Here is a 26711-nt window from a genome sequence, read left to right as displayed (position 1 = left end):
ACTCCCGTGCCGGTCACCATCACCGACGTCGCCAGCACCGATCTGTTCGTCGGTACCGAGGACTCACCACGCCAGGTGCTGCGCGTGACGCTCGACGGGCCGCCCGGCCTCGTCACCGTCACCGGGCCGGGCGTGCGCGGCGAGGCCACCGGCACGGGCGTGGTCGAGGTACCGCTCGACATCACCGACGGATCGCCCGGCACGGAGCTTCCCGTCGTCGTCACGGCGGGCGAGGCGCGGGCCGAGGCCACCGTCATGGTCGCCGAGCCCGGCTGGACGATGTACCTCGTCTCGCACTTCCACTACGACCCGGTCTGGTGGAACACCCAGGCGGCGTACACCTCGCCCTGGGAGCTGCTGTCCGGCGACGCCACCACCCGACCGCTCTGGGAGCGCAACGGCTTCGCCCTGGTCGACGCCCACCTGGACCTCGCCCTGCGGGACCCGGTCTACCGCTTCGTGCTGGCCGAGATCGACTACCTCAAGCCGTACTTCGACGTGCACCCCGAGCGCCGCGCCGACCTGCGGCGGCTGCTGGAGCTCGGCCAGGTGGAGCTGATCGGCGGCACCTACAACGAGCCGAACACCAACCTGACGGCCGCCGAGACGACCATCCGCAACCTCGTCTACGGCATCGGGTACCAGCGCGACATCCTCGGCGGCGACCCGCAGACCGCCTGGCAGCTCGACGTGTTCGGCCACGACCCGCAGTTCCCCGGATACCTGGACGCGGCCGGGCTCACCGGCAGCGCCTGGGCGCGCGGCCCGTTCCACCAGTGGGGCCCGATCCAGAAGAACTTCCGCGAGGCCAAGGACGACGCGACCGTCATGCAGTTCCCGAGCGAGTTCGAGTGGATCTCGCCCTCCGGCCGCGGCGTGCTCACCCACTTCATGCCGCACCACTACTCGGCCGGCTGGTGGATGGACTCCTCGCCCGACCTGGCCACCGCCGAACAGGCCGTGTACGAGCTGTACCGCAAGCTCAAGCCGGTCGGCGCGACCAGGAACCTGCTGCTGCCGGTCGGCACCGACTACACCCCGCCGAACAAGTGGGTCACCGAGATCCACCGCTCCTGGGCCGCCAAGTACGTCTGGCCGAAGTTCGTCTGCGGCACCCCGCGCGACTTCCTGACCTCCGTCCGCGCCGAACTGGCGGCCGCCGGGCGCCGGCCGAGCCCGCAGACCCGGGACATGAACCCGGTCTACACCGGCAAGGACGTCTCCTACATCGACACCAAGCAGGCGCAGCGGGCTGGCGAGGTCGCCGCGGTCGACGCCGAGAAGCTCGCCACGCTGGCCGCGCTGGAGGGGCTGGGCAGCTACCCGGCGACCGCGCTGGACAAGGTCTGGCGTCAACTCGCCTTCGGCGCCCATCATGACGCGATCACCGGCTCCGAGTCCGACCAGGTCTACCTCGACCTGCTGTCCGGCTGGCGCGAGGCGCACGACCTGGCCTCGACCGTCCGGGACACCGCGCTCGACGCCCTCGTCGGGCGGATCGACACCACCGGCGACGGCACACCGCTGGTGGTGGCCAACACGCTGTCGTTCGACCGCTCCGGGCTGGTCGCGGTCCGGCTCCCGGAGGGCTTCGACGGCGGCCGGGTGCTCGACGACACCGGAGCCGAGCTGGCCTGCGTCGTGGACCGCGGCACGCTGCTCTTCCTCGCGGAGGACGTACCGGCGCTGGGCTGGCGCACCTGGCGGCTGCTGCCCGGGCTCTCCACCGTGGAGCCGGCCTGGACACCGCACACCGGCACCACGATCGAGAACACCCGGTACCGCGTCACCGCCGACCCGGCCCGGGGCGGCGGGCTGACCGACGTGTACGACAAGGCGCACCACCGCGAGCTGATCAGGCAGGGCCAGGTCGGCAACGAGCTGCGGGTGTACGAGGAGTACCCGCAGCACCCCGACTTCGGCGAGGGGCCGTGGCACCTGCTGCCGAAGGGCCCGGTCAAGGGCGCCTCGGAGTCGGCGGCATCGGTGCGGGCCGAGACCGGTCCCCTGGGCGAGCGGCTGGTCGTCACGGGCACGGTCGACGGCATCCGCTACGAGCAGACCGTGACCCTGTGGCACGGCGTCGCCCGGCTGGACTGCCGTACCCGGGTGGTGGACCACTCGGGCGCGGACCGGCTGCTGCGGCTGCGGTTCCCGGTGCAGCTGCCGGGCGCGCTGCCGGTCAGCGAGGTCGCGGACGCCGTCGTCGGGCGCGGCTTCGCGCTGCCGGACGTCGACGTGGCCGAGGCTCCGTGGACGCTCGACAACCCCGCCAACACCTGGTTCGGACTCGGCTCCACCGCCCGGGTCTCGCTCACCGGCCCGGACGGCACGGCGATCGGCGAGCGCGCACTCGGCGTCGCCGAGGTGGTGGTGCCCGCCCTGGACGCGGCCGCCGACGCCCGTGAGCTGGTCATCGCCCTCGCCCGCGTCGGCGTCACCGCGACCACCGCGAGCGCCGACTGGTCCCGCTACGGCTGGCTCGACGTCGACTCGAACCTGCCCGACTTCCGGATCGTGCTGGGCGGCCCGGAGACGAACGACGCGGCCCGCGAGCTGCTGGAGCGGGCCGGCGCGGAGTACGCCGCCGTGCTCGGCTCGCGCGGACGGGTCTGGGTGCCCGCCGAGAAGCCGCTGCACGAGGTCTGGCAGCCGGGCGCCGACCTGCGTGACCTGCGGGCCCTGCCCGCGCTCGTGGTCACGGACCTCGGGGCGCTGGTCGACGACCTCGCCGACGCCCGGGTGTCCGCCGTCTGCGCGGGCGACCTGCCCGCCACCGAGCTGCTCACCGACCACACCGTCGCCCTGCTGACCTACGGCCTCCCGGGGTTCGCCGTCGACCCGACCGGCGCTCTCCACCTCTCGCTGATGCGGTCCTGCACCGGCTGGCCGTCCGGGGTCTGGATCGACCCGCCGCGGCGCACCCTGCCGGATGGCGCCTCGTTCCAACTCCAGCACTGGACCCATGAGTTCGCGTACGCCCTCGTCTCCGGCGACGGTGACTGGCGTGCCCTCACGCTGCCCGCGCAGGGGCAGGAGTTCAACCACCCGCTCCACCCCCGGCTCGCCGAGGTGCACAAGGGCCCCCTCCCGGCGACCCGTTCCTACCTGCGGGTGGAGCCGGCCCGCGAGGTGCTGCTGGGCACGCTGAAGGCCGCTGGCAACCCGATCGCGCACGGCTCGGCCGGGGTGCCGGACCCGGCCGCCGGGGTGACGCTGCGCCTGGTGGAGTCGACCGGTCTCGGCCGGTCGGCGCGGCTGGAAGGCGCCCTGCAGTTCACCGAGTTGCGCAGCGCCGACCTGCTGGAGCGCACCACCGGCGATCCGCTGACCGGGCTGGTGCTGGACGGCTCCGAGGTGGCGACCGTCGTCGGCGTACCCGCGTCGGCGCGCAGCGGCGGCGAACCGCTCGGGCCGGTGACGGAGACGGCGCAGCCCGTCCACGCGCGGTACTGGCTGCACAACCGGGGCCCGGCGCCGATGGGCTACCTGCCGGTCTCGGTCGCCGTCTCGCCGGGCCTGCTGCGGACGGAGGGCGAGCCGGTCGAGGTGTCGGTGGTCCTCGCCTCGCAGCTTCGGGACGAAACCGTCGAGGGCACGGCGACCGTGCTCGCGCCGGAGGGCTGGGCGGTGAGCACGGGCCGTCGGCCGTACCGGCTCTCGCCCGGCGGGCATGTGCGGTTCCCGGTGACCGTCACTCCCCCGGCCGGTGCGCAGCCGGGGCTGTACTTCGTCGCCGCCCGGGTCGATTACGGCGGCCAGAGCGTCGAGGATGTCGCCACGGTCGCCGTCGGCGAGCTGCCCGCCGTGCTGCCGGTGCCCGGCGACGTGCCGGAGGACTGGGCCGCGGCGCAGGGCAGCAAGGAGGCCACCGGCCGGGACACCGGTCTGTCGGTGGATGCGGTCGAGACCTCGCTGCGGGTCTCCCCCGGCGGCCGGGCCGGGCTGGGCCTGGTGCTGGCCAATCGCACGCGGGGCGAGATCCGCGGGGAGCTGCAGCTCGTCTCGCCGTGGGGGACCTGGGAGGCGATCGCCGAGCCGGTGCGCGGGTTCACCCTGGCCGCCGGTGCCACCGAGTCGGTCGAGTTCGAGGTGGCCGTGCCGCGCGACGCCGACCCGGGGGCGTACTGGGCGCTGGCCAAGGTGATGTGGTTCGGCCGCTGCCAGTACGCGCCGACCGTCGCGCTGGAGGTGGCCCCGTGAGTCACGACGATGCGGTGCTGGGTCTGCTCGACGGGCGGGCTCTGCCGCGTACCGAGCTCGACCGCCGGCTCGCCGCCCTGCGCCGGGGGCCCCGATCCTCGGCGCTGCCGGTCGTGGGGAGCGCCGAGGACCGCCAGCTGACCCGCTGGGTCGCGCAGGTGGTGCTCACCGAGGAGCTGTGCGCGGCCGAGGCCACCGTGCGCGGCCTGGACGTCGGCGCCGCGCCGCCGGTCCGGCTGGACCAGCGGGCCGCCGTCGAGCTCGGCTCGATCACCGCCGCCGCGTTCGAGGGCAGCGCGGCCGTACGCGCGGTCCACGAGGCCGTCACCGCCGACGTCACGGTCACTCCGGAGGCGGTCGCCGCCTACCGGGCGGCGACGGATCGCGGTGCCGTCGGCCCGGTCTGGCGGCTCCGCACCCCGGACGGCGAGTTCGAGGCCGACCCCGACACCTTGCCGGTCGCACTCGCGGCGGCGCTTCGGTCGGCCGAGGCGGGTGCGACGGTGAGCGCGGGTGGCTGGACGGCGACGCTCGTCGAGCGGCGCGAGGCCGGCGGGCCGGCCGCCGACCCCACCCCGCAGCTCCTGGCCGCAGCCCGGCGCACCGCCTTCGTCCGCTGGCTCGACAACGCCCGGGCTCACCGGCTGCGGCTCGTACCAGGTCTGGAACACCCCGGCGACCCGGCCCAACCACCACCGGCACTGAGGGACGTCGCGGGCGGTGTCGTCGCGGGCGGTGGTGTCAGACCTGCTCGGTGGGGCGGATCAGGAGCTCACTGACGGCGATGTGCCTGGGGCGGGTCACGATGTAGGAGACCGCGTCCGCGACGTCCGCGCCCTGCAGGCGTTCGATCCCGGAGAAGCGGGCGCCGAGCTGCTCCTGGACCTCGGGGCGGTTGTGGGTCCGCAGCTCGGTGTCCACGCTGCCGGGCTCGACGACGGACACCCGCACGTGCCGGGTGGCGACTTCCTGGCGCAGGGCCTCGCTGTACGCGCCCACCCCGAACTTGGTGGCGCAGTACACCGCCGAGGCGCCGAAGGCGAAGCGTCCGGCCAGGGAGCCGATGTTCACCAGGTCGGCGACGCGCCGGGGTTGCTGCTCCGCCGCGTGCACGAGGTGGGGCAGCGCGGCGTGCGAGGTGTTGAACAGCCCCACCAGGTTGATGTCGACCATCCGCCGCCACTCGGTCGGTTCGGCGAGCGCAACGGGACCGAGCAGCATCAGGCCGGCGTTGTTGACGAGCGTGTCGAGGCGGCCGAGCTCGCTCACGGTGCGGTCGACGGCCGCCCTGGCCTGCTCCTCCGAGCTGATGTCGGCCTCCAGGACCAGCGCCGTGCCGCCCGCGTCTCGCACCTTGTCCGCGAGCGCTTCCAGACGCTCCACGCGCCGGGCCGCCAGGGCGAGCGCGGCTCCCTGCTCGGCCAGGGTCAGCGCACAGGCCTCGCCGATGCCGCTGGACGCACCGGTGATCAGCGCGACGGTTCCCTCCAGAACTCCGGCCATCACGGGACCTCCTCCTCACGGTCGGCGACCACCCCCGTCTCCGATGATCCGCCGGACCCGCCGTCCCTGCTTCCCAGGGGCGATCCGCTCAGCGAGGGGCACCTTCCAGGGGCGCGTGGGGGCACCTCCCGGCCGAAGGCTGGGGGAGAACTGCGCGAGATCGGAAGGCAACGGCCTGTACCCTTCCGCCTCGCGCAGTTCCTCGCCCCTGTGGTTGGCCCACTGCCTTACCGACGGGCGGAGCCACACGCGGCGGTGAAGGCGAGGGCGCGGCGGGTGATCTCGGCCCAGTCGGCGTCGGCCACGGCGGTGGGGGGCACCACGTCGGTGCCGGCGCAGACCGCCAGTGCACCCTGGGCGAGGAACTCGGCTGCGTTGGCCTCGTTGACGCCGCCGGAGGCGACCAGCGGGACATCGGGGTAGGGGCCGCGCAGGTCCTTGAAGTAGCCGGGGCCGAAGGCCTTGGCCGGGAAGATCTTCACGGCGGCCGCTCCCAGGTCGACCGCCTCCGCGACCTCGGTGGGCGTGAGGGCGCCGAGGACGACCGGCACGCCCGCCGCGCGGGCGACGGCCGCCACCTCGGGGCGGCAGCCCGGGGTCACCAGGAAGGACGCGCCGGCCGCGATGCCCTGCTCGGCCTGCTCGGCCGTCAGCACGGTGCCGACGCCGACCCGGTGTCCGGCGGAGGCGGCCCGGCGCAGATGGGTCACCACATCCGGTGTGGTGAAGGTGAGTTCGACCCAGTGGATGCCGCCCGCCGCGAGGGCCTCGCACAGGGCGGCGGCGTCCGGTATGCGGGGGGCCCGGACGACCGCGATCACCGGGTCGGCGGCCAGCGCTCGGAGAGCCGTGGGGGTGGTCAACTGGCTCTCGTTCCCCGGTCGGTACGGCGCAGGGCCCGGCCGGGCAGGGCGCCGGTGGTCCGGCCTTCCCGGATCACCGCGGTGCCGTTGACGTAGACGTACGCGATGCCGGCGGCGGGGCGCCTGGGGTGGTCGAAGGTGGCGGTGTCCCGGACCGTCCCGGGGTCCAGGAGCACCAGGTCGGCGTGGTGGCCGGGGCGGATCAGGCCCCGGCGGTCGAGCCGGAGCCGGCGGGCCGGTCGGCCGGTCATCCGGGCGATCGCCTCCTCCAGTGTGAGGACGCCCAACTCCCGGCTGTAGTAGCCCAGATAGCGAGCGAAGGTGCCCCAGGCACGCGGGTGGGGGCGGGCTCCGACGAGCAGGCCGTCGCTGCCGACGGTGTGCGCGGGGTGGCGCATGACGGCCCGGACGTTCTCCTCGTCGCCGACGTGCTGGAGGATCGTGGTGGCCAGCCGGTCCTCGTGCAGCAGGTCGAGGAAGACCTCGGTACCGCTGCGTCCCTGCACCTTCGCCAGCTCGGCGACGGTGGCGCCCACCGACCTCGCCAGCTCCTGACTGCCGACGCCGGAGATCTGGACGGTGGCCCAGTCGGTGACCACGCCGTGGCAGCCGTCGCTGCCCTTCTCCTCGACGTCCATCCTGATCCGCTCCCGGACGGCGGGGTCGCCGAGCCGGGCCAGCGTGGCGTCCGGGCCGCCCTCGGTGGCCCAACCGGGCAGCAGGGCCGCGAGGGTGGTGGAGCCCGGCAGGTACGGGTAGCTGTCGAGGGTGAGGTCGCAGCCCTCGGCGATGGCCTGGTCGACGAGTGCGAGCAGCTCGCCTGCCCGGCCCCGGTTGACCTCGAAGTTCATGGTGGCGTGGGTCAGGTGGAGCGGGCAGCCGGAGCGCCGGGCGATCTCCACCATCTCGGCGTACCCCTCCAACGCTCCTTTGCCGTACGAGCGTTGGTGCGGCGCGTGGTAGCCGCCATACTCGGCGACCACCTCGCAGAGGGCGGTCAGCTCGGCGGTGTCGGCGTACATCCCGGGGGTGTAGCTGAGCCCGCTGGACATGCCCACCGCGCCCTCGCGCAGGCCCTGGGCGAGCAGTTGGCGCATCCGGTCGAGCTCGGCCGGGGTGGGCGGCCGGTTGTCCCAGCCCATCGCGAGCATCCGGACCGAGCCGTGCGGCACCAGGTAGCAGGCGTTGGTGCCGATCCCCCGGTCGAGGCGGTCCAGGTACTGGCCGACGGTGCGCCAGTTCCAGTCGAGGTCCTCGGGATCGCCGTTCCAGCCGACGAGTTGGCGGCGCAGCGCGGCGAGCGTGGTGTCCGTCACCGGCGCGTAGGAGAGACCGTCCTGGCCGAGCACCTCGCAGGTGACGCCCTGGGTGACCCGGGAGGGGTGCTCGGGCTCGACGATCAGCTGCAGGTCCGAGTGGGCGTGCATGTCGATGAACCCGGGTGCGAGCACCAGCCCGTCGGCGTCGATCACCCGGGTGGCGGTCAGGCCGCCGCCGATCGCCTCGATCAGGCCGTCGGTCACCGTGACGTCGGCGCGGTAGCGGTCGGCGCCGGAGCCGTCCACCACGGTGGCGCCCCGGAACAGCAGATCAGGCATCAGAAGAAGGTCCTGACCAGGTCGACCACCCTCGGGTCCGGGCCGTCGGCGTCGTCCAGGACGGGAATCAGCGTCCACTTGTCGAAGGCCGTACAGGGGTGGGAGAGCCCGAGACGGAGTACGGCACCGACCGGGGCGAGGTCGCCTGCGTCGCGCAGGAAGGCGTGCTGGTCGTTCAGGGCCGTCACCCGGGCTCCGGAGAGGTCACCCGGACCGGCGGAGCTGCGTTGGGGCTCGGGCATGCCCTCGTCGTAGGGCAGGTCGCGCTTGCCGGCGTCGAGCAGCGAGAGCTGCGGTTCGGGGCGGGAGACGACGCGGGCCCAGCCGTGCATGGCGGAACGGAACGGGGTGCCGGCACCACGGGCGAGCGGGGAGATGCCCCGGTAGAAGCCGTCGTCGTGCACCAGGTACGCACCGGAGCGCAGGACCAGCCGGGTGGCCGGGTCGGAAGGGCTCAACTCCTCGACCACGGTGTCGAAGTAGGCGCTGCCGCCCGCCGAGACCACCACCTCCTCCCCGTCGTACAGGTCGCCCATCCGCCGGTGCAGCTCGGCGAGCGACCGCAGGTAGGCGCGGACCGTGCCGAGCCCGGTCTCGGTGGCGTCGTGCGCCAGCGCGCCCTCGTAGCCGCCGACGCCTGCCAGCCGCAGGGTGGGCGCCGCCCGGACGGCGCGGGCGACCTCCAGGGCGGTGTCGAGATCCCGGACGCCGGTACGCCCACCCGGGCCGCCGAGTTCGACCAGCACCTCGACCTGCCGCCCTGCGCCGGCCGCGCGCAGCGCCTCGTCCATCAGCCGGACGCTCTCGGCCGAGTCCACCCAGGAGGTGAATGCGAAGCCGGGGTCGCCGTCCAACTCCCGTGCCAGCCAGGCCAGTCCGGCCGGGTCGAGCAGGGTGTTGGCGAGCAGGACGCGGTCGACGCCGAAGGCGCGGGCGACGCGCAGCTGCGGGAGGTTGGCGAGGGTGATGCCGTGGCTGCCCGCGTCGATCTGGGCCTGCCACAGGGCGGGCGCCATGGTGGTCTTGCCGTGCGGGGCGAGGCCGACGCCGGCCTCGGCGCACCAGGCGGCCATCGTGCGCAGGTTGTGGTCGAGGGCGCTCGCGTCCAGGGTCAGCAGCGGAGTGCCGAAGTCGGCGAGGGTGGGCTTCTCGGCGAGGAACTCGCGCACGGTGAGGCCCCAGGCGCTCGGGGGCAGGGCCTTGAAGCGCCAGTCCAGGGGCTCGTCGGCCAGGGCCGCGACCTTGGCGCGGTCCATCCCGTCCCGGCCGCTGCTGCTTGCGTACGTCTGGTGGTCCACCGTGCCTGGTCCTTTCGACCGACGTCCTCGATTCCGAGGAGGTTGCAACATGTGCAACGTGGATTGCATATGTTGGCACTACGGTTCTAGCATCGAGCGCGAACAGAGGTCAACGGTCCGACAGAAGCGAGGGGGCGCACCCCATGGCACGCCAGGACGCGCGAGCAACCGCCCTTCTGCCGCAGGCGGTGTGCCTGGGCGAGTCGATGGCCGCCCTGCTGCCCGACCGGCCCGGCCCGCCGGAGACGGTCGGCGCGTTCCGGCCCTCGGTCGGCGGCGCCGAGTCCAACGTGGCCGGGGGCCTGGCCGCGCTGGGCGTGCCCAGTGCCTGGATCAGCCGGGTCGGTGACGACGGCTTCGGCCGCCGGCTGGTCGCGGAGGTCGCCGCGCGCGGTGTCGACACCTCGGCCGTCGCGGTCGACCCGCACCGGCCGACCGGCGTCTACCTCAAGGAGGTCGGCGGCGCCGTCGGCCACCCGTACGACCTCGGCCCGGGCCGCAGCCGACTGCACTACCACCGCGCAGGCTCCGCCGCCTCGGCCCTCTCACCCGAGCTGCTGGCCGACCCGGCGGCGGCCCGGCTGCTGGCCGACGCGCGGCTGCTCCACCTCTCCGGGATCACACCGGCGCTCTCCGACGGCTGCCTCGCCCTGGTCCGCCGACTACTGGCCGAGCGGCGCCCCGGCCGGCTGGTCAGCTTCGACCTCAACTGGCGTCCTGCCCTCTGGCACGGCCGGGATCCGGGCGTCCTGCCCGCCCTGCTGGACGCCGCCGACCTGCTCCTGCTCGGTGCGGACGAGGCCGAGGCGGCCTTCGGCACCGGTGACCCGGCAGAGCTGCGGCGGATGTTCCCTTCCCCCGCCACCGTGGTGGTCAAGGACGCAGGCCACCTGGTCACGGCTCTCGACCGGGACGGCACCACCGTCACCGAGCCCGCGCTCGCGGTCGACGTGGTGGAGCCGACCGGCGCCGGGGACGCCTTCGCCGCCGGCTATCTGGCCGGCACCCTGCGCGGCCTCGACCAGCGACGGCGGCTGCGGCTCGGCCACCTCAGCGCCGCGTCCGCGCTGACCGCCCACGGCGACCAGGGCGAGATACCGCTCCCCGAGGTGCTCGGGGCCCTGCTCGACGCCGAGGCCGGGCAGTGGGCCGCGACCCGGGTCTCGGCGGATGGCATCGTGTCCCCGGCGCTACCGCGACCGGCCGCGTCCCCCGCCCCGGGCGGGGAGCCGGAGGGCGCGCCGGTGTCGGCAGTGCCGGTCAGCGGCTCCGCCGCGGGGCCGAGCGACGAGCGACGCAGGAGCGCCGGAGCGAGAAGCGTCGACACCGGACCAGGAGCGCCCGGCGGCGAGCCGCCCCCGAGACTTGGAGCCCCATGAGCCAGACCGTCACCCGCGCCCTGCGCCTGCTCGCCGAACTCGGCGAGGGCGAGCGCTCCCTCGACCAGCTGGCCGAGGTGATCGGCGTGCACAAGACCACCGTGCTGCGCCTGCTGCAGAGCCTGGAGGAGGAGCGGTTCGTCTACCGCGACGCGGCCTACCGCTACCACCTGGGCGCCGGGCTGTTCGCCCTCGCCGGGCTCGCGCTCGAGCAGCGCGGCGTACGCCGGACGGCCGCACCGCACCTCGCCGCGCTGAACGCGGCCACCGGGCAGACCGTCCACCTGGCGGCGTACGAGGGCGGCGAGGTGGTCTACATCGACAAGTACGACTCCAGGCACCCGGTGCGGATGTACTCCCGGATCGGCCTGCGGGCGGCGCTGCACTGCGCGGCCGTCTCCAAGGTGCTGCTCGCCGACCTGCCGGAGCCGGAGCGGCGGCGGGTGGTCGCGAACGTCGAGTTCACGCCGTTCACGGCGAACACCCTCACCGGCCCGGAGGCGCTGCTCACCGAGCTGGAGACCGTCGCGGCCCAGGGCTGGGCGCAGGACCACGCCGAGCACGAAGCCTTCATCAACTGCATCGCCGCCCCGGTCCGGGACGCCACCGGGCGGGTGGTCGCCGCCGCCTCGGTGTCGGTCCCGGACATCGTGCTCCCGTACGAGCAGGTGCTGGAGCTGCTGCCGCAGCTGCTGGCCACCGCCCGGGCGATCTCCGCCGACTGCGGCCTGCCGACCGGCACGGCCTGACCCTCCCTCAGCACCCACCAGGAAAGATCGAGATGACCGAGCAGCCACAATTCGGCGAGAAGACAGAGATCCGCACCGACGGCGCCCCCGCCCCCGCCTGGATGTTCTCGCAGGGCGTCCGCAAGGGCCCGATCCTCCAGGTGTCCGGCCAGGGCCCGCAGGACCCGGTGACCGCCGAGTACCTCCACCCCGGCGACGTCGGGGCGCAGACCCGGCGCACCCTGGAGAACGTCAAGGCGATCGTCGAGGCCGGCGGCGGGACGATCGAGGACGTGGTGATGTTCCGCGTCTACCTGACCAAGCGGTCGGACTTCCCGCTGATGAACGAGGTCTACGCGCAGTTCATCGAGGAGAACATCAAGCCGGGCGGGGTGAAGCCCTGCCGCACCACGATCTTCGTCGAGCTGCCGCAGGAGCCGATGCTGGTCGAGATCGACGCCCAGGCCGTCCTCGGCTGAGCGCCCTCGGAGTAGCTTTGTCATGGATCAGTCGATCACCGAAGATGGGATCGGCCGGTAACCGAGGTGGTCCCGCCATGATGAGAATCCTCGAACAGGCACTCGGGCGGTGGAGATCCGCTCCGCTCAGGACACGAGTTCTCGCGCTCGTCGCCGCCGGGCTCGCCGTGGCGATCGCGGTGGTGCTGGCGATACCCGGAGGACACTCCCGGGCTCCGGTGGCCAGCGCCCCGGCGCCGTCGCCATCACCGTCACCCACCGGCCCGTCGCCCTCGCCGTCACCCACCGAGACGGTCTCGCCCCTGACGGGGCTGCCCGGTGAGGCGGGCCGGATCCTTGCCGTGAAGATCGACAACATCGTCAATGCCCGGCCGCAGACCGGCGTGAACTCCGCCGACGTGGTCTACGCGATCGAGGTCGAGGGCGGACTCTCCAGATTCCTGGCGATCTACGATGCGAACCATCTGCCCCAGGGTGACGCCATCGGGCCGGTCCGGAGTGCGCGCGAGAGCGATCTGCCGATCCTCGAGCAGTACGGGAAGGTGGATTTCGTGTATTCCGGCGCACTCACGAAGTTCCTGCCGGTCCTTGCCGGGGCCAATGTGTTCAACTGCACGCCGCAGCAGGACGGCTCCTCCTTCTTCCGCACCCGGTCCAACATCGCGCCGTTCAACCAGTACGTCAGGCCCTCGGGCACCCTGCGCCACTTCCCGGACTCGGCACCGGCCAAGGACATCGGGTTCCGCTTCGGCGCCGCACCGGACGGCGGTGTGCCGACGGGCTCCCTCACGGCGAAGATGCCCGCCGCGTCCTTCACCTTCACCTGGGACGCCGCACAGGGCAAGTACCTGGTGACGATGGACGGCAAGCCCGCCGCGACCAGGGACGCCGGGCAGATGGGCGCACCGACCATCGTGGTGCAGAAGGTGGCCGAGACCACCTCGCCGCGCGGGTTCATGGACTCCCCCGGCGTGCTCTCCCCGTACGCGCCGACCGTGGGCAGCGGCGATGCCGTGGTCCTGCGTGACGGCAAGGCCTACCAGGGCACCTGGTCGCGGGCGAGCGCCGACGCCGGCACGACGTTCACGTACGCGGGGCAGCCGATGAACTTCCACCCGGGCCAGGTCTGGGTGGTGCTGGAACCGGCCTGAACCCCGCGCACCTGGTCCGGCGTCAGCCCTCGTCCGCCGGCGGTGCAGCCGGCGGTGCGGAGCTCGGCGCGGGCCGGTTCACCGCCGTGGTCGACTGCTTCAGGCTGTCGAGGATCGCCAGCCCCTGACCCACGATCCCCGCGGCCATCTGGTTGACGCCCTCGGTCCCGTTGAGGATGGTCAGGTTCGAGCCGGCGATGCCCCTGGCCGCCGCATCGACGAGAGCGGGCAGGTTGTCGATGACCCGGTTGGCCGCGATGAGCTCCTGGTTCCCGTCCTTCAGCGACTCGGCCCGGGCACTGTTGGCCGCCGACTGCGCCTCGGCGGTGGTCCGCTCGGCGTACGCCGTGCCGTCCGCCTGGACCCGGATCGCCTGCGCCTCCGCGGTCGCGAGCGTTGTCCTGCGGTAGGCCTCGCCCTCGGCCTCGAACTTCGCCCGGTCCCGCTGGGCCTCGGCGAGGGTACGCTGCCGGTACGCCTCCGCGTCGGCGGGCCGACGGACCTCCGCCTCCAGCCGCTGGGCGGCCAGTTCGGCCTGACGTTGGGCCAGGGCGGTCTGCTCCTGGACGACTTCATGGGACGCGCGCGCCTCGGCGAGCGGTCCCGCCAGTGCGGCCCTGGCATTGGCCTGCTCGGTCTCGGCCACGAAACCCGCCCGCTTGATGGCGGTGTCCCGCTCGTACTGGGCCTTCAGGGCGGCGGCCTCCTGCTCGCGCTCCGTCGCCTCCTGGTCGGCCCTCGCCTGCGCGATCCGGGCCTGGCTGGCCACGGCGGCGGCGTGCGGGGCGGCGAGGTTGGTGATGTAGCCGGTGGTGTCCTCGATCTCCTGGATCTGGAGGGCGTCCACCACGATGCCCAGCTTCTCCATCTCGGTGTGGCTGCCCTCCTTCACCTCCTGGGCCACCCGGTCCCGCTCGCGGATGATCTGCTCGACCGTGAGCCCGCCGACGATGGACCGCAGGTGGCCCGCGAAGATCCGGCCCACCAGTTCCTCCATCCGGTCCTGCTCGGCCAGGAAGCGGCGGGCCGCGTTGGCGATGGAGACGAAGTCGTCGCCGACCTTGAACACCGTGACGGCCCGGACGTTGAGGCGGATGCCCTGCTGGGTGACGCAGTCCTCGGTGATCTCCGCCTCCCGCAGGGCCAGGGACAGGATCCGGGCCTTCTGCTTGATCGGGAGGACGAAGCTCCCGTGGCCGGTGACGATCCTGAACTGCGTCTCCTGGGCCTGCCGCTTCGAACCTGAGATCAGCAACGCCTCGTTCGGAGCGGGAACGTGCCAGAACAACATGACGTGACTCCTGGGGTGTCGGGCTACGGGGAGGAGAACGGAACGACGATGACCGACCGCGCCGAGGTGCGCTCCACCACCATCACGAGGGTGTGCCTCGCGATCGGCTCGTCCGCCCAGGCAGCAAAAGCCTCGGTCCCCCCACGCACCGGCAGGAGCACCTCACCCGGTCCGTCCCGCGGAATCGACACCGTCACCCGTCCGACTGCTCCGACCGGGCTCTGCACCGCGTCGTCCGACACGTCCATCCAGCTCGCCCGCCCTCTCGCGCAGCAGAACCCCTGGCCTTCCAATGTAACGAGCGCGGCCCCGAAAGGGCCCGGCCACCAGCGGCGCGAAGATTCCCCTAGCACAGCCCTTGACGTGGGGCAAATAGGGAGGAAACTGGTCATTACACCAGACAACCGGAGAGAGCCGCACCGCCGCCGGAGACGTTCGACGGCCGACCGAGTGACTCCCTTGTCTATGGCCCTGGCTAGGCCCCCGGTAGATCCTCGCGGTATCGGAACCCCTCAGCGACGGTTGAGAGGCTCACGATATCGACGAAGGACACCGGGGACTGTCATGTCTGCACCCACGGGCCCCTGCCTTCAGTCCGCCGTCGCCGCGTCAGTCCGCCGTCGCCGAGGCGGCGTCGCGCTGCTTGGGCAGCGGGGCCTCGACCCCCTTCGGCGCGTCGCGCTGGTCGGCGAGGGCCTCCTCCGCCGAGTCGTAGACCTCGAAGAGCCGCTCGATACCGAACGCGGACAGCACCTTGCGGGTGTGCACCTCGGGTCCGGGCAGGGCCAGGCGCAGCCGGCCGCCACGGGCGACGAGGAGCCGACGGGTCGCCACCAGCACGGCGAACCCGGTGGAGTCGCAGAAGGCGAGCCTGCTGATGTCCACCACGATCTGGTCGCAGCCCTCCGCGATGAGTCGCTGCAGCCTCTCCCGGAGGGCGGAGACCCCGCTGATGTCCACCTCTCCGGTGACCTGGACAACCGTCCAGCCGTACCGCTCGCCGTAGCTGAGGTTCACTGCCACGTTTATGCCTTCCTGCTGTGCCCCATCCTGTACGGGGGGGGTGATGCTCCGCGCTGTGGTCTCGTCGTAAGCGAAAGGTGCCGACAATGGCACCTGCGAGACGACCTTATGCCTGCGCAGGCGGCGGATTTCCCAGGAACCTTTCGTCCAGGAAGGAGCGCCCGGTTCCGCGCCCCGCGGACTCGAGCAGCCCCTCCCCCGGGGCCCGGCGGGTGAATCCTCCCGCTCGTGATGGTCCGGCGGAAGCTACGCGGGAATTCGGTGAATTTGATCACCGGATTCCCCCGTACACCGCAGAACGGGCGCGATGATCCGATTAACGAGGTACCGCGCCTTCGGCAAACCTTCGCAATATCCACCTCAACGCCTCCACGACCGAGTCACGGGTGCGCGCGAACGTCACCCACGAGGGCTGCGGCCAGCCGCGGAGGAACTCCAGCACCGCCGGCACCCGGCGGTGGGTCTCCTCGGCCGGCGGCAGGTCCAGCTTCATCAGGATGTTGCCGATGTGCTTGCCCACCGCCGCCTCCGACACCACCAGCTCCCGGCGGATCGCAGGCGGCATCCGGACGTCCGTGGCGCTGCGCCACCGCCCGGTGACGGCGGCGGCGCGGTGACGGGCTCCCCGTCCAAATCATTCGTACAGGTGTTCGCATTGGGCGTACGCTGGACCCATGGCCTTCCAACTGCAGGGTTCTCTCTTCGACGAGGTCGACCGCGTCGGCCTGGCGCGGCTGGACCACCTGCGGCGTACGGAGCTGGGCGACGGCGCCTGGATCGACGTCCAGCCGGGTTGGCTGACCGGCGCCGACACGCTGTTCGAGCGGCTGGCCACGGGGGTCCCTTGGCAGGCCGAGCAGCGGATGATGTACGAACGGGTGGTCGCCGTGCCGAGGCTGCTCGCCTTCTACGGCGAGAGCGACGAGCTGCCCGACCCGGTGCTCACCCGGGCCCGTTCCGAGCTGAGCGAGCACTACGTCGGCGAACTGGGCGAACCGTTCACCACCGCGGGGCTCTGCTACTACCGCGACGGGCACGACAGCGTCGCCTGGCACGGGGACCGCATCGGCCGGGGGCGGCTGGAGAACACGATGGTGGCGATCGTGTCCGTCGGTGAGCCGCGTCCGCTGCTCCTGCGGCCGCGCTACGGCGGAGGCCCTACGGTGCGGCAGGTCCTGGGCCATGGCGACCTGCTCGTCATGGGCGGCTCCTGCCAGCGGACCTGGGAGCACGCAATCCCCAAGACCAGCAGGCCGGTCGGCCCCCGCATCAGCATCCAGTTCCGCCCGCGGGGCGTCCGCTGACCGTCCGAGCAGCGCCGGTCCTCAGCCGGTCGAACTCGTACGGGTCGTGGGCGCAGAACAGCTCGACCTCCGCCGCGTGCTCGGCTCGCAGCCCGCGCAGCCGCTCCTGGTTGTGCAGGCGCGCCCGGTTGTCGGTGGCGACCAGTCGCTGGAAGGCGGTGAGACCGGGCGGGCGGTGCGGCCCCGCGGGGTCGACCTCCGTATGCGAGAAGTAGGCGTCGCCACAGTCCAGCAGCCATCCGTCACCCCGGCGGACGGCCACGCCGACGTGTCCGCGCGTGTGCCCCGCCAGCGGGATCAGCAGGATCTCGGGGTCGGAGCCGGTCACGGGCCGTACGGCCTCGAAGCCGAACCAGGACTCCCCGCCCGTGCCGTGCTCGGCCCACCGCGGGCCGTGGGCCCACTGCGCGGGGCGGTAGCGGTCGCGCTCTCCCCGGGTCGCGCGGGCCCTGGCGGCCCGGAGCTCCTCGGCGAAGACGTGGACCTGCGCCTGCGGGAAGTCGGCGAGCCCGCCGGCGTGGTCCAGGTCGAGGTGGGTGAGCACGATGTGGCGGACGTCCTCAGGGCGGTACCCGAGCGCCCGTACCTGGTGCAGAGCCGTCCGGGCCGGGGAGAGCCTGGGCCGCATCATGGCGAGGAACGGCCGGCCCAGCCGGTGCGGATCGGCCACGTCTGCCGTCCCGAACCCGGTGTCGACCAGCGTCAGACCGTCCGAGCTCTCGACCAGGAGGCAGTGAGCCACCATCCGGCCGGTCAGCAGCCCGCCGCTGCCGAGCAGCAGACGGCCTCCGACCGGGCACATGCTCGCGCAGTCCAGATGATGGATGGTCATGGCCGCCTCCGGCGGGTGTGGGTGGCGCCGCCGGACGACGACGGGTGCCCCAATCTGCCCTGCGACCCTGCCCACCGTCCAGAGGCAGCAACACACCAGGGGACGCGCGAGCGCGGCTCAGGCGATCCAGCCGCCGGTGAAGGCCTGCACTGCGGATCCGTCCAGGTCGGCGAGCTTGGCGCCGACGAAGCCGCGCGCCGCGTCCGAGGTCTGCAGACGGAAGGCGGGCCGCTCTGCGGTCAGGGCCGCAAGGACGGTGTCGGCGGCCTCGTCGGAGCTCTGTGCCGCGGAGGCGAACATCGCCCTGGTCCGGCCGAGGTAGGCCTCCAGCGCGGGCGCGTACGCTCCGGCCGAGGCGATCGCCTCGGCGAGGTCCACACCGACGTTGGCGACGAACTCACTGGCGACGGCGCCCGGTTCCACCACACTGACCGACACCCCGACGGAGGCGGCCACCGGCGCCAGGCTCTCCATGAAACCCTCGACGGCGAACTTGGCCGCGCAGTAGGCCTCGTTGAACGGCTGCCCGACGACGCCGCCCACACTGGTCACCGTCACCAGACGGCCGCCGGACGCCCGCAGGTGCGGCAGGGCGGCCTTGGAGACCTGGACGACGCCGAAGAAGTTGACCTCCATCACCTGGCGTACGTCGTCCACGCTCTCGTTCTCCAAGGTCCCGACGTGCCCCGCGCCCGCGTTGTTGACCACGGCGTCCAGGCGGCCGTGGTCGGCGACCACCCCGGCGATGCACTCGGCGACCGAGGCGGCGTCGGTGACGTCCAGACGGCGGATGTCGAGTTGCACGCCGGCCTCCTCGGCCGCCTTGCGCAGGGCGTCCGCGCGCTGCGGGTCACGGAGGGTGGCGACGGTGGTGAATCCCGCGCGGGCCGCGGCGACCGCCGCGGAGAGGCCGATGCCGGACGACGTACCGGTGATCAGAACGACCTTGGACATGAGTACTCCCGAGATGGTTATGGATGAGAGTAGTTATCAGTCATAACTACATGCTTCGATAACTATGGGGTGGAATGTTTGCCGCTGTCAAGCATCTCGCTAGAGTGGACGCATGTCCTACCCCTCAGACGAGGTCTCGGCCCGTGTGGTCAGCCTGTTCGCGGCCATCAACCGCCGCTACGCCCGCGAGTCCGAGGCCGCCGCGGCCGCCCACGACCTGACGCCGCTCCAGGCCAAGGCGCTGCTGGCAGCCGCCGACCCGGTCCCGATGCGCGCCGTCGCGGAGCGGCTGCACGCCGAGCCCTCCAACGTCACCGCGATGGTCGACCGCCTGGAGGAACGCGGCCTCGTCGAGCGCCGGCCCTCGCCCGCCGACCGTCGGGTCAAGCTCGTCGTGGCCACGGCCGCCGGGCTGGCGGCCATCGGCGAGCTGCGCGCGGCGATGCCCTTCGCCACCGACCCGCTCGCGCCCCTCGACGCCGAGCAGCGGGAGGCCCTGTGCCGGCTCCTGGAGCTCATGGCAGGACCGGACCCGCAGCCCTGAGGACCCGGCCCACGCGCCACCTCGGTGGCCTGCGGCTGATCGGGCCAGGCCGTCGGCTCAGGACGGGCGCTGGTCCGGCGGTACGGTGACGACGATCGTGGCCCGCTTGTCGGCGGGCGTGGCGCCCTGGCGGGCGGCCCAGGCCTTGTCGGAGCGCATCCACGCCGGGAGCCCCGGCGGCAGGTCGGCCTCCGGGATGGCCGCCAGGTCGGCCGCGGTGAGCTCGCTGCCGTAGTGGACCAGCGGGCGGGGGCTGTCGGGGTGGGTGATCACCCCGTGCAGGGCGTCCAGGCCGTCGTTCCAGTCGCCGAGCAGCCTGGCCATCGCCTTCACCGGGTCGGCCCCGGTCGCCGCGGCGCTGTCGGGGTAGGTGGGATGGAGCAGGTGCCGGTACGCGCCCGCGTACCCGGTGCCGGCCGGGGTGGCACGCCAGGCGTGCCAGGCCAGGTCGGCCAGGCTGCCGAGGGCGATGACCGCCTCGACCTGGTTGTCGGTGGTGAGCGCGTCCAGCCAGGCGTGCCGGTAGGCGGCGATCACGGGGTCGTGCGAGTGGGCGACGCCACCGTGCTGCCCGTACACGCTGTAGAGGTAGGTGTTGACCATGACGTAGCTGCGGTCGATGCCGAGCTTGGCCAGGAAGCCCTGGAAGCGGCGGCCCGCGGCGCCGACCAGGATGCGCCGCGCGACGGCCTCGTGGGCGGCCGGATCCTGGCCGATCACCAGGACCCGGGCGGTGCCGTCGAGCCTGCCGCGGTGGAAGACCGGGCCCCACTCGGTGCGGAAGTCCTCGGCCGGGTACGTCTCGGCGCCCGGGTAGGAGCGCACCAGGCCGGCGTACGGCTCGCGGCCGTAGCCGGGGTCGAAGTCGTGCATACGCTCTCCCGCCTGGCAGTTGACTGATCAACAGTGCGCGGCGGCAGCTCCCGCGCGATGATGGGCGTGGAAGGGAGGTACCTCCGATGCCTCCTCCGATCGCTCCCGAAGCTCCTCGGCGGTACGCGTTACGCGGCCGCCTCGTCACGATGGACCCGCGGAACACGGTCCTCCCGGACGGCGTCCTCTACGTCCACGACGGGCTGATCGAGGACCTGCGGCCGGCGTCCGACCCGCCGCCGCCAGGCTACGAGGGCCTCGCACGCACCGCCAGCGGGGGCAGCGTGTACCCGGGGCTGATCGAGCTTCACAACCATCTGCCCTACGACGTCCTGCAGTTGTGGCAGGTCCCGAAGCGGTTCACCAACCGGTCGCAGTGGGGCGGCACCGAGGCCTACCGGCGGCTGGTCACCGGGCCGATGACGGTGCTCGGGCACGATCCGCTGCTGATGCCCGCAGTGGTGCGCTACGTCGAGGCAAAGGCCCTGGTGAACGGCACCACCACCAGCCAGGGCATCGCCCTGTTCAGCAACGCCGGCGCCCGCCGGATGTACCGGGGCGTCGTCCGCAACGTCGAACAGCCGCAGGATCCGGCCCTGCCCGCCGCCGCCTCGCGCATCGCGGACGTCGACGCGGCCGACGCCCGGCGCTTCCTGGACCGGATCAGCCGCTCGCAGCGCGTGCTGCTGCATCTGGCCGAAGGCGTCAGCACCGACACCGCCGCCCGTGCGCACTTCCTGGCGCTGCAGTACGAGCCCGGGACACCCGGGAAGTGGGCCATCACGGAGAACCTGATCGGCATCCACTGCACCGCACTGACCGCCGCCGACTTCGACATCCTGGCCGACCACGGCGGCTCCATGGTGTGGTCCCCGCTGTCCAACCTGCTGCTGTACGGGCAGACCGCCGACATCGCCGCCGCCAAACGGGCGGGGGTGCGCAGCGGACTCGGCTCGGACTGGTCGGTCTCGGGCAGCAAGGGCCTGCTCGGCGAGCTCAAGGCCGCCCGGCTGGCCTCCGCGGCTGCGGGCGACGTCCACTCCGACCGCGAACTGGTCGCCATGGCGACCAGCGACGCGGCCGCGATGCTGCGCTGGGGCGGCTCGCTGGGCACGCTCCAGCCCGGGAAGCGCGCCGACCTGCTCGCCGTCTCGGGGACGGGCGGTGACCCCTACGCCGGGCTGATCGACGCCGGGGACGACGACATCAGGCTCGTCGTCATCGACGGCACCGCCCGCTACGGCACCACCGGGCTGATGCACGCGCTGGCCCCCGGCGCCCTTCTGGAGAAGGCCCTCCCCGGCCGGCTGGTCAACCTCGACGACGAGCAGAGCGACCCGCTGGTGGCGGGCCTGACCCTGGCCGAGGCCACCGCCCGCCTTACCGCCGCCCTCGGCGAGCTGCCCGCGCGGGCCGCGCCGGGTGCACCGCTGCACGCGCTGGCCCTGCCCGAGGAGGAGCCGACCTGGCACCTCGCGCTGGACGAGATCCAGCCGACCGGCGCCGAGCTGCGCCCGCGGCTGCCCGTGCGCGGCGCGGCCGGGGCCTTCGCCGGCGGACCCGTCATCAGAAGCCGGTCCGCGGCGCCCGCAGCGCTCACCGCGCTGACCCTGGACGCCCTGACCGCCGGTCAGGACGCAGGATTCCTCACCACCCTCGCGGCCGAGGCCAACCTCCCCGAGATGCTGGGTACCCGCCTCGCCGAGCTGCTGGCCGGCGGGTCACGACCCGGCCCCGCGCGGCGCGTGGGGACCTGACGTCGGGTCGCACCGGGGCGCCGTCACAATGGAGCCATGTCCCGACGACGCCCTGTGCCACGCCCGCAACCGGCCCGCGCCACCCCGAAGGCCTGCCCCTGCGGGCTGCCCGCGGACTACGACGACTGCTGCGGCCGCCTGCACCGCGGCGAGGCGCAGGCGTCCACCGCCGAGCAGCTGATGCGTTCGCGCTTCAGCGCCTTCGCCGTGCAGGACGAGGCGTACCTGATCCGCAGCTGGCACCCCACCACCAGGCCGCCGCGGATCGACTTCGACCCCGCGATGCGCTGGGTGCGCCTGGACATCCTCGGCAGCACCGACGGCGGTCCGTTCCACACCGAGGGCACGGTCGAGTTCCGTGCCCACTACACCGAACGCGGCCGGGCGGGCGAGCTCCACGAGAGCAGCCGCTTCGTACGCCACGACAGCGCCTGGACCTACCTCGACGGCATCGTCAGCGGCTGAGAGGCCGATCAGGATCGGGCACTCCAGGGGCGCGAGGAACTGCGCGAGGCGGGAGGCTACAAGCCGTTACCTTCCGATCTCGCGCAGTTCCCCGCGCCCCTGTGGTTGGCCCGCCCCCTCAGCCGGGTGCCAAGGCCTCGGCCTTCCTGGCGGTCCGCTCGCGCGCGGCGATGTGCTTCGCGACGATCTCGGCGTCCCGCCCGGCGCCGCCGATCAGCATGGAGCTGAACGCCCGCTGGAACGCCAGCCCGGAGAAGTACAGCCCCGGGGAGGCCGCGACGACGCCGCGCTTCTCCTCCGGCCAGCCGTCGGCCCCGATGCCCGGGGCGTCGATCCAGTCGAAGTCCTGCCGGAAGCCGGTGCACCAGACCACGTTCGCCACCTCGAGGACGCGGCCGTCGTCGAGCAGCGGCATGCCCTCGCGCACGCCCGACATGCGGGCGGTGACCCGCTCCACACCGACGGCGGCCAGGTCGGCGGCCCTCACCCGGAGCAGCGGTCCGCCGTGGGTGCGGATGTCCGGCCCGAGCTTGCGCCCGATCGGCGTACCGGTCGTGAGCACGTGGTCGGCGATCTGCCAGAGGACGGGAAAGAGCAGGTGCATCCCCCGGGATTCGAGCCGGAACGGAATCTGCCCGGTGTCCCGGCCGCAGAGCACGGTGCGGTGACCCGGCCCGGACTCGTACGCGATGTCCGCCCCGGAGTGCGAGGCACCGACGACCAGCACGGGCCCCTCGTGGAGCTGGGCCTGGTTCCGGTACCGGCACGAGTGCAGCTGAACGGTCCGGGGGTCCAGCTGCGCAGCGAAGCCGGGGATGTACGGGGTGCGCCCGAAGGTCCCGGTCGCCACCACCACGTTGTCGGCGTACAGCCGGCTGTCACCGGCGTCGACGACGTACCCGGCCCCGTTCCGGGAGAGCCGGTCGACCCTCACCCCGGTGCGGACCGGGAGCCGGAAGCGCTCCGCGTACGCCGCGAGGTAGTCGCCCACCTGGTCCTTGCCGGGGAACGACCAGCGGGGCGCGGGGAAGCGCATGCCGGGGAGGCCGTCGTAGCGGGCCGGGCTGTAGAGGCGCAGCGAGTCCCACTGCTGCCGCCAGTTGTCGCCGATCCGCCGGTTGCCGTCGAGGATCACGAACTCCCGGCCCCGCTTGGCCAGGTGGTAGCCGACGCAGAGGCCGGCCTGGCCGCCGCCGATGATCACTGTCTCGAAGCGTTCCGCGTTCATGACTCCTCCTGGGTGCGGTGAACGAGCGAGAGCACCCGCAGGTACAGCTCCTCCGCCTCTGCGAGGCGGCCACGGGCGGCGCAGGCGTCGCCGAGCGCCCGCAGGGGTGGCGCGAGGCGAGGGTCGTCGGGGCCGTACGCGGTCTCGTAGGCCTGTACCGCGTTGCGCAGCAGGGGCTCGGCCTCGGCGTACTCGCCGAGCGCGTCCAGCACCGTCCCGAGGGCGGTCGCCAGGCCCGCTGCCCGCAGCTCATGACTCCTCATCACGGACTCCCCGGCTCGACTCCTCCACCTCCCACGCTAGGGGCGGCCCGTGCCGCCCGCGTCCGGCGAAGTGCCCAAACGGGGGCCCGGAGGGGTGGGTAATTCTGTCCAGGCAGGGCCTACGGCCGGGTGAGGCCGTGCTCGAAGGCGTACGCCGCGGCGGCGGTCCGGGAGCCCACGTCGAGCTTGGTCAGGATGTTGCTGATGTGCCGGGCGACGGTCTTCTCGCTCAGGAACAGCTCCTGCGCGATCTCGTGGTTGGTCCCGCCGGCGGCGACCAGCTTCAGCACCTCGATCTCGCGCGGGGTCAGCCCGGACGTCGTGTCCCCGGCCGGCCGCCCCGCGGCGAGCGACTCGGCCAGGGTCCGGTCCGGTCCGGCGCCGAGGCGGCCGAAGGCTTCCAGCGCGGCGGCGAACTCCACGACGGCGGTGTCCTCGTCGCCCAGGGCTCGGCAGGCCAGCGCCACCAGGACCCGGGCCCTGGCGCCCTGGTACGGCACGTCCAGGTCCCGCCACAGCCGCCAGGCGCGCCGCGCGGCGGTGAGGGCCTCGGCGGCGTCGCCCTCGGCGAGGTGGGTGGCGGCCCGGGCGTACCCCGTGTGGGCGTGCAGGGCCGGCCGGTCGTAGTCCTGCGCGATCCCGGCCAGCTCGGCCGTACCCTCGCGGGCCGCGTCGAGCTCGCCGGCCGCCAGCACGATCTCGACGTACGCCGGGAGCAGCTGCGCCCGGGCCAACCGGTCGGCGGCCTCGCCGAGCGCCCGGCGGATCCCGCTGGCGGCGAGGTCCGGCCTGCCCTGGGCCAGGCGGAGCAGCGCGAGGCCGGGCTGCGGCTCGCAGCCGTACTGGCCGGCCTGCCGGTAGGCCTGCTCCGCGAGGGCCGGCTCGCCGCGCAGCCGGTGGATCTCGCCGAGCTGGTAGAACGCCATTCCGGCCAGCATCTCGCCGTAGCCCTGGGTGAGCCGCTCGCAGGCGTCCTCCGCCTGGCGGACGGCATCGGGCCAGTCGCCCAGCTGCTGCAGCAGCTGGGACCGGTGGACCAGGCAGAGCCCGGAGTACCCGCCCGTGAACTGGGGGCGGGCATCGAGCCAGCTGCTCAGCGCCCGGGTCCACTCCCTGGCCCGCCGCAGCTCCTGCAGCTCGCCGCAGGCGGCGATCACGCTGCAGTAGACCCACCCGGAGACCCGGGGCGAGGTCTCGCCCGCCGTGACGGCCACCATCGCCTCGTCCAGCAGCGCGAGCCCCTCCTCGACCCGCTCCTGCTTGATCCTCGCCCGCCCCTGGATGTGGGCGGCGGCGGTGGCCAGGTCGCGGTCCCCGCACTCCTGTGCCAGTTCCACGGCCCGGGCCGCGGTCGCGTACGCCGCTGCGTGGTCGCCCTGCTCGGTCTGCCGTTCGGCCTCCGGCAGCAGCAGGTAGCCCGCCTCGGCGCAGCGCGGGCCGGCCTCGGCCAGGCGCGCGGCCCGGGCCAGCCAGCCGCCCGCGTGCGCGAACTCGCCCTTCATCGAGAGCGCCTCGTGCAGCCAGAAGGCGCACTTGATCGCACCGCCCACCTCACCGGCCTCGGCCCGCTGTCCGTACGCGCGCTGCAGCAGCCGGACCGCCTCGTCGCCACGGCCCAGGATGTGCGCGGCCTCCGCGTACTCCTCGAGGTCGTCGATCTCCAGCGGGGCGAGCCGGTCGGCCGCGGCGAAGGCCTCGCAGGCATCGCGCCACGCCTGGGTGCGGTGCGACCTCCGAGCGGTGGTCAGTGCCTCGGCCACGTCCATAGCGCCTCCGGCCTGCGGGGAGCCTGCCCACCACCATTACACCGCGTGCCGGGTGCGCAGTCGGTCAGGGCAGTCCCTCAGGGCAGTCGGTCAGGGCAGCTCGTCCGCCAGCGCGTCGACGAAGGCCGTGAGCTCGGCCCGGGCGCGCGGATCGGCCACCGCGTCGGGCAGCGTGGCCCTGGCCAGCTCGATGTGCTCCCTGATCCGCTCCTCGAGCCACGCACGGCCGCCGCACTCCTCGATCAGCTCGGCGATGCGGGCCAACTGGTCGAGACCCGGCTCGCCCGTGCCGTCGTAGAAGGCGGCCAGCTCGTCCCGGGCCGGGCCGTGGGACTGGAGGGCGACGGCGACGAAGGCCCTCGCCTTCCGCCGGCGCAGATCCGCCAGCGGATCCTCCAGCGACTCGCGGGTGGTGCCCCAGACGCCCTCCCAGTCGTCGAAGAAGGCCATCGCCATCCCGGCGTGGTAGCCGAACCTCTCCGCCGAAGCCACCGCGTCCTCGCCCGCTCCCCGCACCAGGGCCGCGACCATGGCGACACCTGCGGTGGGGAACGCGATGGTGTTCTCCAGCAGGTCCAGCGACTCCTGGAGACCCGCCCGCGAGGTGCCCTCGGACTGCAGGTCGCGGATCTGGCCCGAGCAGCACTCCCGGATGGCGAAGGCCGCACGGCGGGTCAGCTCGACGGCCGCCCGAGGCACCTCCTCCTGGGCGAGCAGCTCGAAGGCCAGACAGTGCATGGCGACCCCGACCTGGACGGCGGCGGGGACGCCGAAGGCGTTCCACAGCGTCGGACGCCCCTTGCGGAGCATCTCCCGGTCCTGCAGGTCGTCGTGCACGGTGCCCGCGGCGGACATCAGCGTGGCGGCGACGGCCGCGTTGCGCACCCCGTCCCAGGCCTCCCTGTCGCTGCCGGCGCAGAGCAGGGCCATCAGCGCGGGCCGCCGCCGGAACCCGATCGGTGTGGAGGGCCGCCCGTCGGCGTCGACCCAGCCGAAGTGGTACTCCGACATCTGCCGGACGGGCTGGCTGAGCATGGCCACCGCGCCACGCAGCGCGGGCTCCATGTAGGCGATCACCTCCTCGGTGATCTGCTCTGACGTACGTTCGGTCTCCAAGGCGACCTCCGACTGTTCGGGCCCGGGCATGAGGCGGGACGACTCACACTCCGTTCCCCGATAGAGGCCCGTTCCACTCCCCCATTCACCCGG

At 73.3% G+C, this 26711-nt stretch carries 24 protein-coding genes and 1 pseudogene; 10 read left to right on the top strand and 15 right to left on the bottom strand.

The annotated features are described in order from the left end of the window. Positions 1–6 precede the first annotated feature (6 nt). Positions 7–4203 carry a glycoside hydrolase family 38 N-terminal domain-containing protein gene (locus FB465_RS27530; RefSeq protein WP_145794779.1) on the top strand — a complete coding sequence of 1399 codons (4197 nt, stop codon included), beginning with the start codon at positions 7–9 and terminating at the stop codon, positions 4201–4203. After that, entirely contained in the window at positions 4200–4982 is a 783-nt protein-coding gene (locus tag FB465_RS27525) for a DUF7158 domain-containing protein (protein ID WP_211785867.1), read from the top strand. Before FB465_RS27530 ends, FB465_RS27525 begins: the two co-directional genes overlap by 4 nt. On the opposite strand, the gene FB465_RS27520 is transcribed toward FB465_RS27525, so the two are convergent. The 4 genes from FB465_RS27520 to FB465_RS27505 all read right to left on the bottom strand — a co-directional run bounded on the left by FB465_RS27520 (position 4945) and on the right by FB465_RS27505 (position 9423). Further along, positions 4945–5706, bottom strand: coding sequence for an SDR family NAD(P)-dependent oxidoreductase (locus FB465_RS27520; protein WP_145794777.1), 762 nt, complete (start codon positions 5704–5706; stop codon positions 4945–4947). The genes FB465_RS27525 and FB465_RS27520 overlap by 38 nt on opposite strands. Positions 5707–5933: 227 nt before the next feature. After that, complete coding sequence (locus FB465_RS27515; RefSeq protein ID WP_145794775.1) at positions 5934–6569, bottom strand: bifunctional 4-hydroxy-2-oxoglutarate aldolase/2-dehydro-3-deoxy-phosphogluconate aldolase; 636 nt, start codon at positions 6567–6569, stop codon at positions 5934–5936. Beyond that, positions 6566–8167: an N-acyl-D-amino-acid deacylase family protein gene (locus FB465_RS27510; RefSeq protein WP_145794773.1), complete on the bottom strand. Its 1602-nt coding sequence runs from the start codon at positions 8165–8167 to the stop codon at positions 6566–6568. The genes FB465_RS27515 and FB465_RS27510 overlap by 4 nt, the downstream gene beginning before the upstream one ends. Further along, on the bottom strand, positions 8167–9423 hold the full coding sequence (locus tag FB465_RS27505; protein WP_145797631.1) for an alanine racemase: 1257 nt from the start codon (positions 9421–9423) through the stop codon (positions 8167–8169). The genes FB465_RS27510 and FB465_RS27505 overlap by 1 nt, the downstream gene beginning before the upstream one ends. Before the next feature lie 185 nt (positions 9424–9608). On the opposite strand from FB465_RS27505, the gene FB465_RS27500 reads away from it, so the two are divergent. From FB465_RS27500 to FB465_RS27485, 4 genes are all read left to right on the top strand, one after another. Continuing rightward, entirely contained in the window at positions 9609–10844 is a 1236-nt protein-coding gene (locus FB465_RS27500) for a sugar kinase (protein ID WP_211785866.1), read from the top strand. Beyond that, positions 10841–11593: an IclR family transcriptional regulator gene (locus FB465_RS27495; protein ID WP_145794771.1), complete on the top strand. Its 753-nt coding sequence runs from the start codon at positions 10841–10843 to the stop codon at positions 11591–11593. The genes FB465_RS27500 and FB465_RS27495 overlap by 4 nt, the downstream gene beginning before the upstream one ends. Before the next feature lie 32 nt (positions 11594–11625). Next, on the top strand, positions 11626–12051 hold the full coding sequence (locus FB465_RS27490) for a RidA family protein (RefSeq protein WP_145794769.1): 426 nt from the start codon (positions 11626–11628) through the stop codon (positions 12049–12051). 77 nt (positions 12052–12128) lie between these two features. After that, positions 12129–13202 (top strand): DUF3048 domain-containing protein, encoded by a 1074-nt coding sequence (locus FB465_RS27485; protein ID WP_145794767.1) that lies wholly within the window; start codon positions 12129–12131, stop codon positions 13200–13202. A gap of 22 nt (positions 13203–13224) precedes the next feature. Here FB465_RS27485 and FB465_RS27480 read toward each other — a convergent pair whose 3' ends face one another. The 4 genes and pseudogenes from FB465_RS27480 to FB465_RS27465 form a co-directional block, all read right to left on the bottom strand. Further along, complete coding sequence (locus FB465_RS27480) at positions 13225–14493, bottom strand: SPFH domain-containing protein (protein WP_145794765.1); 1269 nt, start codon at positions 14491–14493, stop codon at positions 13225–13227. A gap of 23 nt (positions 14494–14516) precedes the next feature. Beyond that, on the bottom strand, positions 14517–14741 hold the full coding sequence (locus FB465_RS27475) for a hypothetical protein (RefSeq protein WP_145794763.1): 225 nt from the start codon (positions 14739–14741) through the stop codon (positions 14517–14519). Between the two features lie 361 nt (positions 14742–15102). After that, a complete protein-coding gene (locus FB465_RS27470) occupies positions 15103–15516 on the bottom strand; it encodes an STAS domain-containing protein (RefSeq protein WP_170290700.1) in 414 nt (137 codons plus the stop codon). 421 nt (positions 15517–15937) lie between these two features. Continuing rightward, positions 15938–16072 (bottom strand): annotated as a pseudogene (locus FB465_RS27465) (DNA-binding response regulator); the annotation flags it as partial. A 118-nt stretch (positions 16073–16190) separates the two neighbouring features. On the opposite strand from FB465_RS27465, the gene FB465_RS27460 reads away from it, so the two are divergent. Further along, on the top strand, positions 16191–16820 hold the full coding sequence (locus FB465_RS27460; protein ID WP_145794759.1) for an alpha-ketoglutarate-dependent dioxygenase AlkB: 630 nt from the start codon (positions 16191–16193) through the stop codon (positions 16818–16820). Here the strand turns inward: FB465_RS27460 and FB465_RS27455 are convergent. Both FB465_RS27455 and FB465_RS27450 read right to left on the bottom strand, forming a co-directional pair. Then, on the bottom strand, positions 16786–17652 hold the full coding sequence (locus tag FB465_RS27455; RefSeq protein WP_145794757.1) for an MBL fold metallo-hydrolase: 867 nt from the start codon (positions 17650–17652) through the stop codon (positions 16786–16788). The genes FB465_RS27460 and FB465_RS27455 overlap by 35 nt on opposite strands. Before the next feature lie 117 nt (positions 17653–17769). After that, positions 17770–18606, bottom strand: a complete 837-nt coding sequence (locus FB465_RS27450; protein ID WP_145794755.1) for an SDR family NAD(P)-dependent oxidoreductase — start codon at positions 18604–18606, stop codon at positions 17770–17772. A gap of 112 nt (positions 18607–18718) precedes the next feature. On the opposite strand from FB465_RS27450, the gene FB465_RS27445 reads away from it, so the two are divergent. After that, the gene (locus tag FB465_RS27445) at positions 18719–19150 is read left to right on the top strand and encodes a MarR family winged helix-turn-helix transcriptional regulator (RefSeq protein WP_145794753.1); all 432 of its coding nucleotides are present in this window, start codon (positions 18719–18721) and stop codon (positions 19148–19150) included. A 57-nt stretch (positions 19151–19207) separates the two neighbouring features. On the opposite strand, the gene FB465_RS27440 is transcribed toward FB465_RS27445, so the two are convergent. After that, the gene (locus FB465_RS27440; protein ID WP_145794751.1) at positions 19208–20023 is read right to left on the bottom strand and encodes a uracil-DNA glycosylase family protein; all 816 of its coding nucleotides are present in this window, start codon (positions 20021–20023) and stop codon (positions 19208–19210) included. A 149-nt stretch (positions 20024–20172) separates the two neighbouring features. On the opposite strand from FB465_RS27440, the gene FB465_RS27435 reads away from it, so the two are divergent. Then, a complete protein-coding gene (locus tag FB465_RS27435; protein WP_246192867.1) occupies positions 20173–21780 on the top strand; it encodes an amidohydrolase family protein in 1608 nt (535 codons plus the stop codon). Between the two features lie 36 nt (positions 21781–21816). Beyond that, positions 21817–22245 (top strand): YchJ family protein, encoded by a 429-nt coding sequence (locus FB465_RS27430; protein ID WP_145794747.1) that lies wholly within the window; start codon positions 21817–21819, stop codon positions 22243–22245. 118 nt (positions 22246–22363) lie between these two features. Here the strand turns inward: FB465_RS27430 and FB465_RS27425 are convergent, their stop codons facing one another. The 4 genes from FB465_RS27425 to FB465_RS27410 form a co-directional block, all read right to left on the bottom strand. Next, positions 22364–23473 (bottom strand): flavin-containing monooxygenase, encoded by a 1110-nt coding sequence (locus FB465_RS27425; RefSeq protein ID WP_145794745.1) that lies wholly within the window; start codon positions 23471–23473, stop codon positions 22364–22366. Beyond that, positions 23470–23736, bottom strand: coding sequence for a tetratricopeptide repeat protein (locus FB465_RS27420; RefSeq protein ID WP_145794743.1), 267 nt, complete (start codon positions 23734–23736; stop codon positions 23470–23472). Before FB465_RS27420 ends, FB465_RS27425 begins: the two co-directional genes overlap by 4 nt. Positions 23737–23855: 119 nt before the next feature. Beyond that, entirely contained in the window at positions 23856–25502 is a 1647-nt protein-coding gene (locus tag FB465_RS37590) for a response regulator transcription factor (protein ID WP_145794741.1), read from the bottom strand. A gap of 90 nt (positions 25503–25592) precedes the next feature. After that, a complete protein-coding gene (locus FB465_RS27410) occupies positions 25593–26618 on the bottom strand; it encodes a polyprenyl synthetase family protein (RefSeq protein ID WP_170290699.1) in 1026 nt (341 codons plus the stop codon). Positions 26619–26711: the final 93 nt, after the last annotated feature.

It is taken from the genome of Kitasatospora atroaurantiaca (genome assembly GCF_007828955.1).
In the GTDB taxonomy this organism is placed as follows: domain Bacteria; phylum Actinomycetota; class Actinomycetes; order Streptomycetales; family Streptomycetaceae; genus Kitasatospora; species Kitasatospora atroaurantiaca.
This window is presented reverse-complemented; position numbering and strand designations above follow the sequence as displayed.